This window comes from Arsenophonus sp. aPb (assembly GCF_029873475.1).
In the GTDB taxonomy this organism is placed as follows: Bacteria; Pseudomonadota; Gammaproteobacteria; order Enterobacterales; family Enterobacteriaceae; genus Arsenophonus.
Genome location: NZ_CP123499.1, coordinates 1464102 through 1479224 on the forward strand (window position 1 = coordinate 1464102; position 15123 = coordinate 1479224).

16 protein-coding genes are annotated in these 15123 nt (G+C 38.4%); 9 read left to right on the forward strand and 7 right to left on the reverse strand.

What is annotated here, in order from left to right:
* Positions 1-81: 81 nt before the first annotated feature.
* Together QE177_RS06490 and QE177_RS06495 are read right to left on the reverse strand one after the other, a co-directional pair.
* Positions 82-309: a SymE family type I addiction module toxin gene (locus QE177_RS06490; protein ID WP_280552064.1), complete on the reverse strand. Its 228-nt coding sequence runs from the start codon at positions 307-309 to the stop codon at positions 82-84.
* 56 nt (positions 310-365) lie between these two features.
* On the reverse strand, positions 366-785 hold the full coding sequence (locus tag QE177_RS06495) for a helix-turn-helix transcriptional regulator (protein WP_280552065.1): 420 nt from the start codon (positions 783-785) through the stop codon (positions 366-368).
* 659 nt (positions 786-1444) lie between these two features.
* Here QE177_RS06495 and QE177_RS06500 point away from each other — a divergent pair.
* Genes QE177_RS06500 through ptuB form a run of 3 tightly spaced genes read left to right on the forward strand, consistent with a single transcriptional unit; the run spans position 1445 to position 4691 of the window.
* Positions 1445-2383, forward strand: coding sequence for a retron St85 family RNA-directed DNA polymerase (locus QE177_RS06500; RefSeq protein WP_280552066.1), 939 nt, complete (start codon positions 1445-1447; stop codon positions 2381-2383).
* Positions 2383-4014, forward strand: coding sequence for a retron Ec78 anti-phage system effector ATPase PtuA (gene ptuA, locus QE177_RS06505; protein WP_280552067.1), 1632 nt, complete (start codon positions 2383-2385; stop codon positions 4012-4014). The genes QE177_RS06500 and ptuA overlap by 1 nt, the downstream gene beginning before the upstream one ends.
* An 11-nt stretch (positions 4015-4025) precedes the next feature.
* Positions 4026-4691 carry a retron Ec78 anti-phage system effector HNH endonuclease PtuB gene (gene ptuB / locus QE177_RS06510; protein WP_280552068.1) on the forward strand — a complete coding sequence of 222 codons (666 nt, stop codon included), beginning with the start codon at positions 4026-4028 and terminating at the stop codon, positions 4689-4691.
* Between the two features lie 178 nt (positions 4692-4869).
* On the opposite strand, the gene ychF is transcribed toward ptuB, so the two are convergent.
* Complete coding sequence (gene ychF, locus QE177_RS06515) at positions 4870-5961, reverse strand: redox-regulated ATPase YchF (protein WP_280552069.1); 1092 nt, start codon at positions 5959-5961, stop codon at positions 4870-4872.
* 119 nt (positions 5962-6080) lie between these two features.
* Positions 6081-6674, reverse strand: a complete 594-nt coding sequence (gene pth / locus QE177_RS06520; RefSeq protein WP_280552070.1) for an aminoacyl-tRNA hydrolase — start codon at positions 6672-6674, stop codon at positions 6081-6083.
* 292 nt (positions 6675-6966) lie between these two features.
* Here pth and ychH point away from each other — a divergent pair, with 292 nt between their 5' ends.
* Positions 6967-7224 (forward strand): stress-induced protein YchH, encoded by a 258-nt coding sequence (ychH, locus tag QE177_RS06525; RefSeq protein WP_280552071.1) that lies wholly within the window; start codon positions 6967-6969, stop codon positions 7222-7224.
* Positions 7225-7424: 200 nt separating this feature from the next.
* Here the strand turns inward: ychH and prs are convergent, their stop codons facing one another.
* The 3 genes from prs to lolB all read right to left on the reverse strand — a co-directional run bounded on the left by prs (position 7425) and on the right by lolB (position 9955).
* The gene (gene prs, locus QE177_RS06530; protein WP_280552072.1) at positions 7425-8372 is read right to left on the reverse strand and encodes a ribose-phosphate diphosphokinase; all 948 of its coding nucleotides are present in this window, start codon (positions 8370-8372) and stop codon (positions 7425-7427) included.
* Between the two features lie 66 nt (positions 8373-8438).
* A complete protein-coding gene (gene ispE, locus QE177_RS06535; protein ID WP_280552073.1) occupies positions 8439-9305 on the reverse strand; it encodes a 4-(cytidine 5'-diphospho)-2-C-methyl-D-erythritol kinase in 867 nt (288 codons plus the stop codon).
* Positions 9302-9955, reverse strand: a complete 654-nt coding sequence (gene lolB / locus QE177_RS06540) for a lipoprotein insertase outer membrane protein LolB (RefSeq protein WP_280552074.1) — start codon at positions 9953-9955, stop codon at positions 9302-9304. The genes ispE and lolB overlap by 4 nt, the downstream gene beginning before the upstream one ends.
* Positions 9956-10198: 243 nt before the next feature.
* On the opposite strand from lolB, the gene hemA reads away from it, so the two are divergent.
* From hemA to kdsA, 5 genes are read left to right on the forward strand one after another with little or no spacing between them, the layout of a single operon-like run.
* On the forward strand, positions 10199-11461 hold the full coding sequence (hemA, locus tag QE177_RS06545; RefSeq protein ID WP_280552075.1) for a glutamyl-tRNA reductase: 1263 nt from the start codon (positions 10199-10201) through the stop codon (positions 11459-11461).
* 29 nt (positions 11462-11490) lie between these two features.
* Positions 11491-12573: a peptide chain release factor 1 gene (prfA, locus tag QE177_RS06550; RefSeq protein WP_280552076.1), complete on the forward strand. Its 1083-nt coding sequence runs from the start codon at positions 11491-11493 to the stop codon at positions 12571-12573.
* A complete protein-coding gene (prmC, locus tag QE177_RS06555) occupies positions 12573-13424 on the forward strand; it encodes a peptide chain release factor N(5)-glutamine methyltransferase (protein WP_280552077.1) in 852 nt (283 codons plus the stop codon). The genes prfA and prmC overlap by 1 nt, the downstream gene beginning before the upstream one ends.
* Complete coding sequence (gene sirB1, locus QE177_RS06560; RefSeq protein ID WP_280552078.1) at positions 13408-14217, forward strand: invasion regulator SirB1; 810 nt, start codon at positions 13408-13410, stop codon at positions 14215-14217. The genes prmC and sirB1 overlap by 17 nt, the downstream gene beginning before the upstream one ends.
* A gap of 45 nt (positions 14218-14262) precedes the next feature.
* On the forward strand, positions 14263-15117 hold the full coding sequence (gene kdsA, locus QE177_RS06565) for a 3-deoxy-8-phosphooctulonate synthase (protein WP_280552079.1): 855 nt from the start codon (positions 14263-14265) through the stop codon (positions 15115-15117).
* Positions 15118-15123: the final 6 nt, after the last annotated feature.

Below are 15123 nucleotides of genomic sequence, written 5' to 3' on the forward strand. Positions count from 1 at the left end.
GAATACATTCGCCAAAATGCCACTAAGACAACGACAATAGTTAGAAGAGCCCAGTCTAGCGCTGGGTTCATCCTTTAACTCTCAATTATTTTCAACTAGCTGGATGACCAACTCACCTGCTTGGCGGTTGATGGTGAAGTGACTGCCGATATGAAACCCCAGTTCGCTTAGCCACTTGCCACTGATGATCATTTGTGGGCTGGGGTTGGGTTTTCGTTTGTTTGGTAAATAACCAACTGTATATCTTCTTGATTTTGCGGCTGCCACTGTCACCGTCAGTGGTTTTACTTTACAATTGCATGTAGCCATCGTGACTATCTCCGTTAGTTGCGTGGTTAGCAGTGATGACAGGCGGTAACCTGTTATCACTGCGTTGATTTGTTATTCGTCCTTTTATTGTCATGTCTGGTGTTTTTACTAACTTCCGTTACAGCCCGCGTGACTTGGCTTTTTACTATGATGGCATCAATCACCGCTTTTACGACCGCTTGGTCAGTTGCTGACATGGCGGACAGCGCTTCAAAGCGCAGTTTCATATCTTCCTTAGGTTCACGCTCTTCTGGCTCAAACAATAAAAAATCCGAGGTGACATGTAAGACGACAGCTAGCTTTTTGAGGGCATCGGCCGTAGGTAAAGAACTACCAGACTCGTAGCGTTTTATCTGTTGGTCATGAATACCTGTGGCATCCGACAGTCCTTGTTGGGTCAATCCACGTTGTTTGCGCAAGGTAACAACCCGTTGGGAGAAGCTCATGTTTATTAACCAGTAATCAATGGTGATCATGATAATACCTCGTCCTTGATTGACTGGTCGACAGTATATTAAATGATACTATGAAAGTACATAAAACACCTTAACAAATTTTTAAAGTAAATCTGAAAAGGTTACCTGACTCAAAAATCTAGAATTGGTTTATCACAATGCTTTATAACTTATGTACAAGTAAGAGAGCGTTAAATTAGCTAACACTCTGTTGATCTGGAGGATAATTGTGAAATATTTATATTCATATTAGTAGTTTTTTTAGCTATTCAAATAATAAATTTCTTGTGTAGAATTTTCTGATATTTTAAAAAATATTATTAAATTGTATTTAATAGAAAAAATATAGATGTTATTAATGAATAATTTTTTGTTATTTGTTTTGATTAATTCATATTTTTATGAAACTAATTAATACTGTGAAATATAGTTTCTCATAGCCGGTCAGAATATTGTTAAATTTATAGTATTAGAGTAAGCTTAAAAGACTCTTTAGCGTGGACGATTTTCGTCTTGTCGGGTGATTAGCCAGACACTAATTTATTGAACGTTTTTAGGGTTGCGAAAGTCTCGCAACCTAAACTCATTCTTCCTTTAGGTTGCGAGACTTTCGCTTCCTTTAGTAAAGAGTCAAAAAACCAAGAAGTTGCTTACTTCTTGGCTTTTTTATAGAGAATTTTATGCGTATAATTAAACAGTTAGCACAATACTTTGCTATTAATGAATCTAAGGTGATGCTTTTTTTGGTTGATGCACCGAATAAATATAAGATCTATAAAATTCCTAAGCGTTCCAGTGGATATCGCATTATTGCGCAACCGTCTAAAAAGCTTAAAGAGTATCAGCGAGCTTTTTTAAAACTTTATCATTTCCCAATACATAAAGCAGCAATGGCTTATTGTGAAGGAAAAAGTATTAAAGATAATGCATTGTCTCATATACACGGTCAGTATCTATTGAAAACGGATTTTGAAAATTTTTTTGGTTCAATAACACCTTCTGTCTTCTGGAATTGTATTGAAAACTGTACAGAAAAAGTGCCGCATTTTTCCATTCCAGAACGAAAAATTGTTGAAAAAATACTATTTTGGCGCCCAACTAAGAATAAAGATGGAAAATTGGTATTAAGTGTTGGCGCACCAAGTTCACCGGTTTTGTCCAATTTTTGTCTTTATGAATTTGATCGATTATTAGATTCTTTATGTAGCGAACGAGGTATTGTTTATACTCGCTATGCCGACGATCTGACATTTTCTACCAATACTAAAGATATTCTTTATCCCTTAATTCCGATTATTCAGGAACTTCTTATAAAACTTTTTCAACACGCCTTAAAAATTAATCATAGTAAAACAATTTTTTCATCAAAGGCACATAATCGGCATGTCACGGGAATAACCATCAATAATGAAGGAAAACTTTCATTAGGGCGTGAACGTAAGCGATTTATCAAACATTTGATCCATCAATTTAAATATAATCAATTGGATAAATTTGATATTGATTACTTGAAGGGGTTACTTTCTTTCGCCAGCTATATTGAGCAGGATTTTATAATACGATTAAAACAAAAATACTCAGCTGAATTGATCGATAAAATTTATAAGGAAGGTAGTTAGTGAATTATCAAGATAAATTTAGAGGGTTAGAACAAAATGCAACAGAAGGTGATCTATTACCAATATTTCAACTTTATCAAAACTATGTTGATGGAAAAAATGGTGTTGATGAAAATAAGATCATTGCACAACAGTATCTTAACCAATGTGTGCAATATCTGTCTGAGGACAAGAATAGATTTCGTTTAAAAAGCCTTGAACTGTATGATTTCCGGCGTTTCCAGCGGTTAAAAGTAATGTTTGAGAACGACTTAACGGTATTGATAGGAGATAATGGTAAAGGGAAAACCACTATTCTTGACGCTATTGCCAAAACCTTAAGTTGGTTTAGTGCCAATATAATCAAAGAGGATGGTATCGGGCAGAGGATCAGCGAGCTTTATGATATAAAAAATGATTCTAAGCAAAATTATAGTGAGATTGTGACAAAATTCTCTTATGGTAAGGGTTTAAAAGATATAACTGTTCGTTTGTCTAAGGCAGCTCCAGGATTAGCTGAAAAAAAAGATAGTGACATTAAAAAGTTAAAAGAGATTGCCAATATCTGGCGTATTATTAATAGTGAAGTACAAGTAGATCTGCCTCTCTATGCTTTTTATTCAATTGAGCGTTCCTATCCTATTAAGTATGGTAAAAATATTTCCGAGCTAAGGGATGAACGTTTTGATGCCTATAATGATGCTCTAAAGGGCGCTGGCAAGTTTGAGTATTTTATTGAATGGTTTATTGCATTACATAAAAAAACGGTTAATGATTATTCTTTAAGAATAGAAGAGTTAAGGCAACAAGTTAGTGATTTAAAAAAGTCCGTGGAGAAGGGAATTGTCTCGCTTAAACCCTTATTAGATGATACCCGCCATAAATTAGCAGAGGCACTTTTAAAGCAAAAAATTGCCGGAAAACATCAGACATTAACGGATTTTGAACGAAAGGAAGTTATCTCTAATGCGATATGTGCGGTTGTTCCAAGTATAAACAAAATCTGGGTTGAAACAGATTCTGGCAGCGATATCATCATGATTGAAAATGATGGTATTAATGTAAGACTTGAGCAACTTTCAGATGGGCAGCGAGTATTACTTGCATTAGTTTCAGATCTTACCCGTCGTTTAATTCTACTTAATCCTGTCAGGAAAAACCCACTTCATGGCCAGGGGATTGTATTGATTGATGAGATTGAGCTGCACTTACATCCCAGATGGCAACAACGTATCTTGCTAGATCTGCAAAAAACATTTTCTAATATTCAATTTATTGTAACAACACACAGCCCCCAAGTATTGTCGACAGTGGGTAAACATTGTATTCGTCAGTTTATAGATATCAATAATGATGGTGAAGCAACTATCAGCCGACCCGATTTCCAGACAAAAGGGGTAATTAATTCTGATGTACTTGAAAGAGTAATGGGAGTTAGTGCTACACCTGATGATATCGAACAATCACATTGGTTAGGGCAATTTGAGCAATTATTAGCCGAAAATAGTTATGAAAGAAATCCTAAAGCACAAGCGTTTTATGAAAAAATGAAAAACCATTTTGGACTTGATAGTAATGAATTAAAGCGATGTGATAGTTTAATCCGTGTGCAAACGATGAAAATAAAAATGCAACAAAAAATGAAAAAATGAGAACAGGAATAATGCGGAAATTAACTCGGGATCATGCTCCTGCGTGTTTAGCAAGACTTAAATTAAGTGGTGTTGAATGGAAGAAAGTATCTAGAGAAGATAAAAATGAAATTTGGTCTGGGCTGAATGACATGCAAGATGGCTTTTGTGCTTACTGTGAATGTCGATTATCAAAAAGAAAGCATATTGAGCATTTCAAGAAAAGGGAAAGGTTTCCTGACTTGAGATTCGATTGGTTTAATCTATTTGGTTCATGTGGGGATACTGATCAAACGGGAGGTTGGGATAATTGCGGTATTTATAAAGATAATCGTAAAGCTGTAGGTAAATTTGATATTGTTCAGTTAATAAAGCCTGATCAAGATGATCCCGAGGATTTTTTGTTTTTCTCTGAAACAGGAAAAGTACTTCCTCGTCCAAATTTAAATGAGCAGGAACATAAAAAGGCTAGTGAGACTATTCGTGTATTGAATTTAAATACTACATCTTTACGCAACCGTAGAAGAATAGCTATTGAAGCTATTCTGCCAGCTGTGTATGAGCTTTATGAGATAGAAATAAATGAAAATTTTACTATAAAGCAATGGCAGCAATTTCAACAGTGTGAACTAGATGAAGTTAGAAAACAGGAATTTCAGACAGCACTAAAGCATCGATTTGACTACGATAAAACTTAATACGAATGGCTGCAACAAGAAGTAGATATAAAATTGTATTTATATTTGCTATTCACTTATTGTTAAAAATGTAATAAAAAATTAAATTGTTAAAACAAAAAAACCACGCAACAGCGTGGATTTTTATGGTTTCTATTTAATGAAATAAGTATTAGGAAGGGTGGAAATAGTAATTCCATCAAACATTAAACAAAAAGTTCATTACATCGCCATCTTGCACAATATAATCTTTACCTTCAGCGCGCATTTTGCCGGCTTCTTTGGCACCTTGCTCGCCGTTATAGTGAATAAAATCGGCAAAGGAAATTGTTTGGGCGCGGATAAAACCTTTTTCAAAGTCGGTGTGAATTTTGCCGGCTGCTTGTGGGGCGGTGGCACCAACTGGAATGGTCCAGGCGCGAACTTCTTTAACGCCGGCCGTGAAGTAAGTTTGTAAATTGAGTAACTGATAGCCGGCGCGGATCACGCGATTAAGTCCCGGCTCTTCAATACCCAGCTCAGTCATAAATTCGTCACGTTCATCTTCATCCAGTTCGGCGATATCGGCTTCAACGGCGGCGCAGACTGGCACAACAACCGAACCCTCTTTTTCAGCAAAGGCACTGACTGCATCTAGGTGGGGATTATTTGTAAAACCATCCTCACTAACATTAGCAATATACATAGTTGGTTTCAGGGTTAAAAAGCTGAGATAGCGGATGGCAGCTTTTTCTTCTTTACTTAAGGCTAAAGTCCGTAGCATTTCTGCATTTTCAAGATGGGGTAAACATTTTGTCAAAACGTCTAATTCAATTTTTGCCTCTTTATCGCCACCTTTAGCTTTTTTCTGAATGCGATGAATTGCGCGTTCACAAGTGTCTAAGTCAGCTAATGCCAATTCAGTATTGATGGTGTCAATGTCTGCTAGTGGATCGACCTGGCCGGCAACGTGAACGATGTTATCATCGTCGAAACAGCGAACGACATGGCCGATTGCTTCAGTTTCTCGGATGTTGGTTAAAAATTGATTGCCTAAACCTTCACCTTTAGATGCGCCTTTTACTAATCCGGCGATATCGACAAATTCCATTGTGGTCGGTAATACTCGCTGTGGTTTGACAATTTGCGCTAATTGATCGAGACGAGGATCGGGCATCGGTACCACACCCGTATTAGGCTCAATCGTACAAAAAGGAAAGTTTGCAGCCTCGATGCCGGCTTTGGTCAGTGCATTAAAGAGCGTTGATTTTCCTACATTGGGCAGACCAACGATACCGCATTTAAATCCCATAAATATGTTACCTTAATTTTTATCTGTTCAACCGCGTATCGCTAATTGATAAATGTGAATAAATTTGTCGACAATTATACACTTAAAAATGATCTTGCCGAAGCTATGCTACTATACAATTAATTTGATGCTTTAAATGCATGTAAGCGATTTACAGCTTTATGAACTCCTTCATTAAGCAGGATCGGTGTGCAGCCTATTGCCTCATCAATGGTGTCATCGATTAATTTTTGTTCCGCTAGGGTCGGTTTGCTCAATACAAATCCAACAACTTTATTTTTATCACCAGGATGACCAATACCAATACGTAAACGGTAAAAATTAGGGTCGTTGCCCAGCTTATTTTGGATATCTTTAAGACCATTGTGTCCGCCATTGCTGCCGCCCAATTTTATTTTGGCTGTTCCTGGCATTAAATCTAATTCATCATGGGCAACAAGAATTTCAGCTGGCTTGATACGATAAAAATTGGCCAATGCTAACACTGATTTTCCACTGAGATTCATATAGGTTGTTGGTATCAGTAAGCGAACATCATTATCTGCCAAATTGATCCTGGCGGTATAACCAAAGAATTTACTTTCTTCTTTTAGTAATTGATTATGATGTTTGGCTAATAATTCTACGTACCAGGCACCTACATTATGCCTGGTAAGCGCATATTCAGCTCCTGGGTTAGCCAGACCGACGATCAGTTTTATGTTACAAACCATATTCTTTCACTATTTAGCCGATTTTATTAAAGAACATAGCTTACCTTTTCTGACAATGGAGTACAAAAAGTTAAATTTGATGACAGTAAAATCGATTAATCAGATTAGTAGCATGACGGTGACTATTTTTTCAATAAAAATAGTTTTATGTATAGATTTGTGAATAAAATCTTACCTAGTGTGATCACTTCCTCAATCTTTGTCAGAAAATTATTACTATAATATAGCAAAAGAGCCGCTATTTTTATTATTCAATATTATACATAGAGATAAGTATTCTGGAGGGTATGATATGAAAAGAAAACAGTCTTTTTTATTAGGTAATTGCCTAATGGTCACTGGGATGGCAATTATGGTGATCAGTATTGCTTATAATATTTGCAATCATGTTTTTCAGTTAGATTTACCTGAATATTTAGCAGAAATATCACTGATTAGTCTTTTTATTGGTGCTTTAATTTGGTTAGCTGGCGCCAGGGTGAGTGGGCATGAGGGTATTGCTGATCGTTATTGGTGGCTAAGAAATTTTGATGAGCATCATCGCCGCTAATCGTTAACGTTTTAGCTGAAGCAACAAGATATCCGGTCAAAATAAATTTGATCGTATTTTAATTAATACATTTATTATTAGGGTTATGCTGTTATTATCTTATCGCAAATAAAAACCCCGTGATAAGTATCAAAGGGTTTTCGGTAATACTAAGTTAATAAATGCGGCCGCTAAAAATTTAACTAAGGGTAATTTATTATTTAGTGTTCAAACATCGCTGAGATCGACTCTTCGTTGCTGATCCTACGAATGGCTTCAGCCAACATGCCTGACAGCGTTAAAGAGCGAACCTTATTGAGCTGTTTGATTTCAGCTGATAAGGGAATAGTGTCACAAACAACCACTTCATCAATGACTGAACCTTTAATATTAGCGACGGCATTACCGGAAAATATGGGATGGGTAGCATAAGCAAATACCCGTTTAGCGCCTCGTTCCTTAAGTGCTTCAGCTGCTTTACACAAGGTACCTCCAGTATCGATCATATCATCAACCAGTACACAGTCTCGATTAGCAACATCACCAATGATATGCATAACTTGGGAAACGTTTGCTCGTGGCCGACGTTTATCAATAATAGCCATATCGGTATCATTTAATAATTTAGCAATGGCGCGGGCACGTACTACTCCGCCTATATCGGGTGACACGACAATCGGATTGTCGAGATTTTGTTGTAGCATATCTTCTAACAAGATTGGACTACCAAAAACGTTATCTACCGGAACATCAAAAAAACCTTGGATTTGCTCGGCATGGAGATCGACAGTTAAGACACGGTCAACACCAACACTGGAAAGAAAATCGGCCACTACTTTAGCGGTAATAGGCACACGAGCTGAACGTACGCGGCGATCTTGACGTGCATAACCAAAATAGGGAATGACAGCGGTGATCCGACCAGCAGATGCACGGCGCAGCGCATCAACCATGACAACAAGCTCCATTAAATTGTCGTTTGTTGGGGCACACGTAGATTGTATGATGAAAATATCGCCACCACGGACATTTTCATTAATTTGTACACTAACTTCACCGTCACTAAAACGACCAACCGCAGCATCGCCAAGGCTCGTATACAGACGATTGGCAACTCGTTGAGCAAGTTCCGGTGTAGCATTACCAGCAAAAAGCTTCATATCAGGCACGTAAAAAACCTCAGGCTTGCATCTATAAAGATATTATCGACCAAAAATATTATTATATTAATGGATTCAATATCTGGAAATCCCAGCGCGGAATGTATGCAAAGGAGATTGGTTAACGCCTTGCGCAACGAAACCCTGCACCCACTCTGGGGCTTTATTTAACACCTTACGGGCAGCTACTTCAGTTTCGAATTCAGCAAAAACGCAAGCACCTGTGCCGGTAAGACGTGATGATGTATATTCTAGCAGCCATGAAATAAGCTCTTCAACCTTAGGAAAACGTTTTCTTGCGATTGGTTCACAATCATTTGTGTATGGCCCTTGTAATAATGCGCTTAATGAGCGTTTTACTGAATTTCGTTTTAATTCAGGATCAGCAAAAATTTGTTGAGTAGCAATGTTGATTCCAGGGTGAGCCACTAAATACCATTTTTCTGCCGGATTGGCTGGCAGAAGTTGATCACCGATACCTTCTGCAAATGCGGCGTGACCTTTTACGAATACCGGAACATCGGCGCCGAGCTGTCGAGCAAGCTCGGCTAGGGTATTATCATCAATATTGGTTTGCCAATGGTGATTTAACGCAATCAATGTTGTCGCTGCGTTAGAGGAACCACCACCTAAACCACCACCAGTAGGTAATTTTTTATTAACATAAATATTTGCACCTTGCTGATTACCCGCGTGGCCTATTTCAATGCAATAATGCTGTAATAGATGCGCGGCTCTAACAATTAGGTTTTTTTCTGCGGGTAGATTAATAAAGGGCGTAACTAGCTGAATTTGGTTATCTTCACGTGGCTCAATCGTGATTTCATCACCATAATTAAGAAATTGAAACAGAGTCTGAAGTTGATGGTAACCGTCCGCTCGACGACCGGTAATATACAGAAATAAGTTAAGCTTTGCTGGTGAAGGCCAGGTCAATGTCATTCGTTTAACGTCCAACTGTCCATTTTTAATTTGATACGTTGTTTACCTTGAGTTAATTCAATACGGCTAGGTAGTTTAGGCTGGCTATCCTGATGATAAGCCAGGTAGTTTAAATGCCAGGTTTCGCCATTTTGCCTATATTCGATAGTTTTTAACAGCCCATTTTCGTCCAATGTGAATGATGTAGCATTGGTTGGTAAGCCGATTAACCAATAGGGCAGATTTTCAATCGGGATTTCCATCCCCGTTAATTGATAAATCATCTGTGTTGGATGATTATTTACATATTTTTTACCTTCTCTATCCATTAGCTGAGTAATGCTTGGTGTTACATTGAGCTCTAATTCTGTTGTTCCTAGTGGATTGGTCAGCAACAGGCGGTAGTTAGACAGGGTATATTGTTGCCAAAAGAATTTGGCATAGGTTTTATTATCCGGGCCAATATAGGCAAAAGCACCACGGGTTTGAAATTTTGTCAGCTTGGCTAGTTGTTGCTGGTGGCTTATCCATAAGGGATTGTTTATTGAGCCGTCTTTTTCAGTTGTTAATTGTTGATTAAATGTACAGGCGGTCAAAAAAATAGCAAGTAGCGGAATAAATCGCCAACAAACATGACGCAAACTAGCAAACTGCTTGGCAATGAGTATCATTAAATATTTCCTATTCACTCGGTTGATATTAATTTTTGCTATCGATCAGAATGTTACTAAGGTAAATGTAACTATAATTGGGGAAAAATGCCCGATTTATTCATTTGCTTAGTTTAACATCTTTAATTGCTTAGTTGCATAAAGTAGAATACTACCTCAAAATTTTCTTATTAAAGTTATCGGTTTTATTTTTGTGTGCTTAACAGATGTTTAGAATCCATTTAGTTACTTGATTTAGTGAATATGACATTACTTGCACTCGGTATAAATTATAAAACCGCGCCTATAACGTTACGTGAACGGTTAACCTTTGGGCCGGAACGAATTGAACATGCACTGGATAATTTACTCCAGCAGCCGTTTGTTCATGGTGGCGTTGTGCTCTCTACCTGCAATCGTACTGAGCTTTATCTCTGTGTTGAATTACAAGAATCTCTGCAAGATCAATTAATTGATTGGCTATGCAGCTATCATCGTTTAAATTTAAATGAGGTTAAAGCGAGTATTTATTGGCACCAGGATAATGCTGCTGTTAGCCATTTAATGCGTGTTACCAGTGGATTAGATTCATTGGTCTTAGGTGAACCACAAATTTTAGGTCAAGTTAAACAAGCGTTTTCTAAATCTCAGCATTATAAAAAATTATCCAGTGAGCTGGAGCGTTTATTTCAACGCTCATTTTCAGTTGCTAAACGTATTCGTACGGAAACAGAAATTGGTGCTAATGCGGTTTCGGTTGCTTTTTTAGCCTGTACGCTAGCTCGTCAGATTTTTGAATCACTGTCTGAATTGCATATTTTACTGGTAGGAGCCGGTGAGACGATCGAACTGGCTGCGCGCCATCTGTGTGAGCATCGTGCTAAGCACTTGATTATCGCTAACCGTACTCGTGAACGCGCATCACGTTTTGCCAATCAAGTTGGTGTGGAAATTATCACTTTAGCTGAAATTGATACCCGTTTAGCGGAAGCAGATATTGTTATTAGCTCTACTGCCAGCCCTTTACCGATCATTGGTAAAGGGATGGTTGAACGGGCAATGAAAGCCCGGCGTAATAAGCCTATGTTGCTAATTGATATTGCTGTTCCGCGAGATATTGAACCGGATGTTGACAAGCTGAATAATATTTATCTCTATAGCGTTGATGATTTGCACGCTATTGTGCAACACAATCTGGACCAACGGAAAATGGCGGCAGTTCAGGCAGAGCTTATTGTTGAGCAAGAAAGTGCTTATTTTATGGATTGGTTGCGTTCTCAGTCATCAGTCAATACAATTCGTGATTATCGTAGTCAGGCAGAGCAAATTAGGGCTGAAATGGTAGAAAAAGCGCTTGCTTCGCTGCGAAATGGTGCAGATAGCGAGCAAGTGATCAACCAATTGACCTATCAGTTAATGAATCGCCTGATCCACTCACCAACCAAATCACTCCAGCAAGCAGCGACAGATGGTGATATACATCGTCTTAATATTTTAAAAGATAGCTTAGGACTGGGGCAAAATTAAACTACCTTAAGTAAGGTCTAACATAACGAATGAAGTCTTCAATAATTGCTAAATTAGAAGCATTACAGGAACGCTACGAAGAAATTCAAGCTCACCTAATCGATGCAGAAGTAATCGCAGATCAAGAGCGTTTCCGGGCATTGTCTAAAGAGTATGCGCAGTTAACTGATGTAACTAAATGTTTTCAGTCATGGCGCGCTGTTCAGCAAGATATTGAGACGGCTGAAACATTACTGCATGATCCTGAAATGCGCGAGATGGCGCAGGAAGAATTGAAAGAAGCGAAAAAGCGTAATGAAGAATTTGAACAACAGTTGCAGATTTTGCTATTACCAAAAGATCCTGATGATGAGAAGAATTGTTTTTTAGAAATTCGGGCCGGTACCGGTGGTGATGAGGCGGCAATATTTGCCGGTGATCTTTTTAGAATGTATAACCGCTATGCTGAATCCCGTCGTTGGCGCATTGAAATTATGAATGCGAGCGAGGGTGAACATGGGGGTTATAAAGAAATTATCGCTAAAGTTTCTGGTGATAGCGTCTATGGCCGTCTAAAGTTTGAGTCAGGCGGACATCGTGTACAGAGGGTACCGGAAACAGAATCTCAAGGGCGTATTCATACCTCTGCTTGCACAGTCGCTATTCTGGCGGAAATTCCGGCAGCAGAACTGCCAGACATTAACCCGAGTGACTTAAGAATTGACACTTTTCGTTCATCAGGAGCGGGTGGACAACATGTTAATACCACTGACTCCGCGATCCGTATCACTCATATTCCAACCGGAATTGTGGTTGAGTGTCAGGATGAACGTTCACAACATAAAAATAAAGCTAAAGCGCTGTCGGTTTTAGCCGCCCGTATTCGCGCAGCGGAAGTGCAGAAACGCCGTGAAGCGAAAGCCTCAGAGCGCCGCAATCTACTCGGCTCAGGTGATCGTTCCGACAGGATCAGAACTTATAATTTCCCACAAGGCCGTATCACTGATCATCGTATCAACTTAACGCTCTATCGTTTAGATGAAGTGATAGAGGGAAAATTAGATATGCTGATCCAGCCTATTATTAACGAATATCAAGCAGATCAACTTTCTGCTTTATCAGAGCAGGATTAATGAATTATCAGCATTGGTTAACTTATGCGGCTAATAAGCTTTGCCATAGTGATAGTGCAAAACGTGATGCTGAAATTCTGTTGCAATATATAACAGGTAAAACACGAACTTTCCTTATCGCCTTTGGCGAAACAGAATTAAACATTAAGCAACAACAGCAGCTTGAACATTTATTAGCTCGTCGTGCTAAGGGTGAGCCTATCGCGTACTTAGTAGAAGAAAAAGAGTTTTGGTCGTTACCAATAAAAGTTTCACCTGTTACGTTAATCCCTCGTCCAGATACAGAATGCTTAGTTGAACGGGCATTACAATTATTATCAGACAAGCGAGCAGTAAAAATATTAGATTTAGGGACAGGTACCGGGGCTATGGCGTTAGCTTTAGCATCAGAGTGCCCGCAAGCTCAGATAGTCGGTGTTGATATTAATGATGCCGCAATTACACTAGCCCAACTTAATGCTGATAATTTGCTAATTAATAATGTCAAATTTTGCAAAAGTAATTGGTTTACTTCACTACCTATTCAGCAATTTGATATGATTGTCAGTAATCCACCTTACATTGATGAATGTGATCCTCATTTACAACAAGGTGATGTGCGTTTTGAACCCAAAACAGCATTAATATCGGCTAATCAAGGGTTGGCTGATATTCAATTGATAATTGAACAATCACCAAACTATTTAGCTAATAAAGGATGGCTTTTACTCGAACACGGGTGGTTGCAAGGAAGGCAAGTAAGGCAGTTATTCTCCTGTCATCAGTATCAACAGGTAGTAACTTTTCAGGATTATGGTGGTAATGATCGTATTACAGTAGGTCAATGGAAATGTGATGAAAACCATAGCTGATTTTGAATTTAATAAAGCACCACTGAGCGAAGGTATTATCCTTGTTTCACGGATTATTCGGCCAGATTTTCCTGTTGAACAAGTCAATGCACAACTTAGGCTTCTAGTGGCAAAAGCGAGGCAAGCAATACAAGCTGATGATGATATAGAAACGCAAGTATCTATATTACTAAAATTATTTTATCAAGACTGGCTTTTTAGCGGTGTAACGGGGGTTTATTCGCTTTCTGAGGCACTTTGGCTAGATAAAGTGCTAATAGCAAGACAGGGGGCACCTGTTTCATTGGGGACAATTTTTTTGCATGTTGCCACTCAATTGCAGTTGCCGGTTATGCCAATTATTTTTCTGACTCAACTTATTCTATGCGTTCGTCGAGATGATGGCACTTATTGGTATATTGATCCTATAAATGGTGAAACGCTCACCGAGCAGATGCTTGATTTATGGGTTAAGGGAACAATTAGTCCTTTTGCTCATTTGACGCGAAAAGATATAGAAGAAACTGCACATAGAATTATCATACGCAAAATGTTTGATACAATAAAAGCGGCGTTGATGGAAGAAAAGAAAATGGAACAAGCACTAAGAGTTTGTGAAACATTATTAATTTTTGATCCGAAAGATCCCTATGAAATACGCGATAGAGGGCTTATTTTTGCTCATCTTGAATGTAATCATGTTGCCATTTCTGATTTAAATTATTTTGTTGAGCAATGCCCAGAAGATCCTGTTTCAGAAATGATAAAAATGCAAATCTATTCAATAAAAGGGCAGCAGGTTACATTGCATTGATTATCAAAAATCGTAATTAATTGCTGTCATAAAAAGGGTAAGAGCATGCAATATAAAGTCGTCGCTATTGATGATATTAAAGTAGCAAATAATCTACCATTTGTTTTATTTGGTGGGATGAATGTACTTGAATCGCGCGATCTGGCAATGAAAATTTGCGAACATTATGTCACCGTAACAGACAAGCTTAACATTCCTTTTGTTTTTAAGGCCTCCTTCGACAAAGCGAACCGTTCTTCAATTCATTCCTATCGTGGCCCAGGGCTCGAAGAAGGAATGAAAATTTTTCAAGAAATCAAACAAACATTTGGTGTTAAAGTCATTACTGATGTTCATGAACCAGCGCAAGCAGCACCAGTGGCTGAGGTGGTCGATGTTATTCAACTACCGGCTTTTTTAGCCCGGCAAACTGATCTGGTTGAAGCGATGGCAAAAACCGGTGCGGTTATTAATGTTAAAAAACCACAATTTATTAGCCCTGGTCAAATGGGAAATATCGTTGAGAAATTTAAAGAAGCCGGTAATGAAAAGGTTATCCTCTGTGATCGCGGAGTAAATTTTGGTTATGATAACTTGGTCGTCGATATGTTAGGTTTCAATGTTATGATGAATGTATCAAAGGGTTCGCCAGTTATCTTTGATGTTACTCATGCATTGCAATGTCGTGATCCTTTTGGTTCTGCTTCCGGCGGTCGTCGTGCACAGGTTGCTGAGTTAGCAAGAGCGGGTATGGCAGTTGGTTTGGCGGGATTATTTTTGGAAGCGCATCCTGATCCCGCTAACGCTAAATGTGATGGGCCATCGGCACTACCATTAGCAAAATTAGCGCCTTTTCTTGAACAGGTGAAAGCCATCGATGATTTGGTGAAAAGTTTTGCCTCATTAGATACCGCTAATTAATTGTGA

What these genes read in the sequence shown, in the direction of transcription:
- ychF (WP_280552069.1), bottom strand. Translation starts at nt 5,961, where the DNA reads ATGGGATTTAAATGCGGTATCGTTGGTCTGCCCAATGTAGGAAAATCA.
- prmC (WP_280552077.1), top strand. Translation starts at nt 12,573, where the DNA reads ATGAATTATCAGCATTGGTTAACTTATGCGGCTAATAAGCTTTGCCAT.
- ispE (WP_280552073.1), bottom strand. Translation starts at nt 9,305, where the DNA reads ATGACATTGACCTGGCCTTCACCAGCAAAGCTTAACTTATTTCTGTAT.
- QE177_RS06490 (WP_280552064.1), bottom strand. Translation starts at nt 309, where the DNA reads ATGGCTACATGCAATTGTAAAGTAAAACCACTGACGGTGACAGTGGCA.
- kdsA (WP_280552079.1), top strand. Translation starts at nt 14,263, where the DNA reads ATGCAATATAAAGTCGTCGCTATTGATGATATTAAAGTAGCAAATAAT.
- hemA (WP_280552075.1), top strand. Translation starts at nt 10,199, where the DNA reads ATGACATTACTTGCACTCGGTATAAATTATAAAACCGCGCCTATAACG.
- prfA (WP_280552076.1), top strand. Translation starts at nt 11,491, where the DNA reads ATGAAGTCTTCAATAATTGCTAAATTAGAAGCATTACAGGAACGCTAC.
- ychH (WP_280552071.1), top strand. Translation starts at nt 6,967, where the DNA reads ATGAAAAGAAAACAGTCTTTTTTATTAGGTAATTGCCTAATGGTCACT.
- QE177_RS06500 (WP_280552066.1), top strand. Translation starts at nt 1,445, where the DNA reads ATGCGTATAATTAAACAGTTAGCACAATACTTTGCTATTAATGAATCT.
- ptuB (WP_280552068.1), top strand. Translation starts at nt 4,026, where the DNA reads ATGCGGAAATTAACTCGGGATCATGCTCCTGCGTGTTTAGCAAGACTT.
- pth (WP_280552070.1), bottom strand. Translation starts at nt 6,674, where the DNA reads ATGGTTTGTAACATAAAACTGATCGTCGGTCTGGCTAACCCAGGAGCT.
- sirB1 (WP_280552078.1), top strand. Translation starts at nt 13,408, where the DNA reads ATGAAAACCATAGCTGATTTTGAATTTAATAAAGCACCACTGAGCGAA.
- lolB (WP_280552074.1), bottom strand. Translation starts at nt 9,955, where the DNA reads ATGATACTCATTGCCAAGCAGTTTGCTAGTTTGCGTCATGTTTGTTGG.
- QE177_RS06495 (WP_280552065.1), bottom strand. Translation starts at nt 785, where the DNA reads ATGATCACCATTGATTACTGGTTAATAAACATGAGCTTCTCCCAACGG.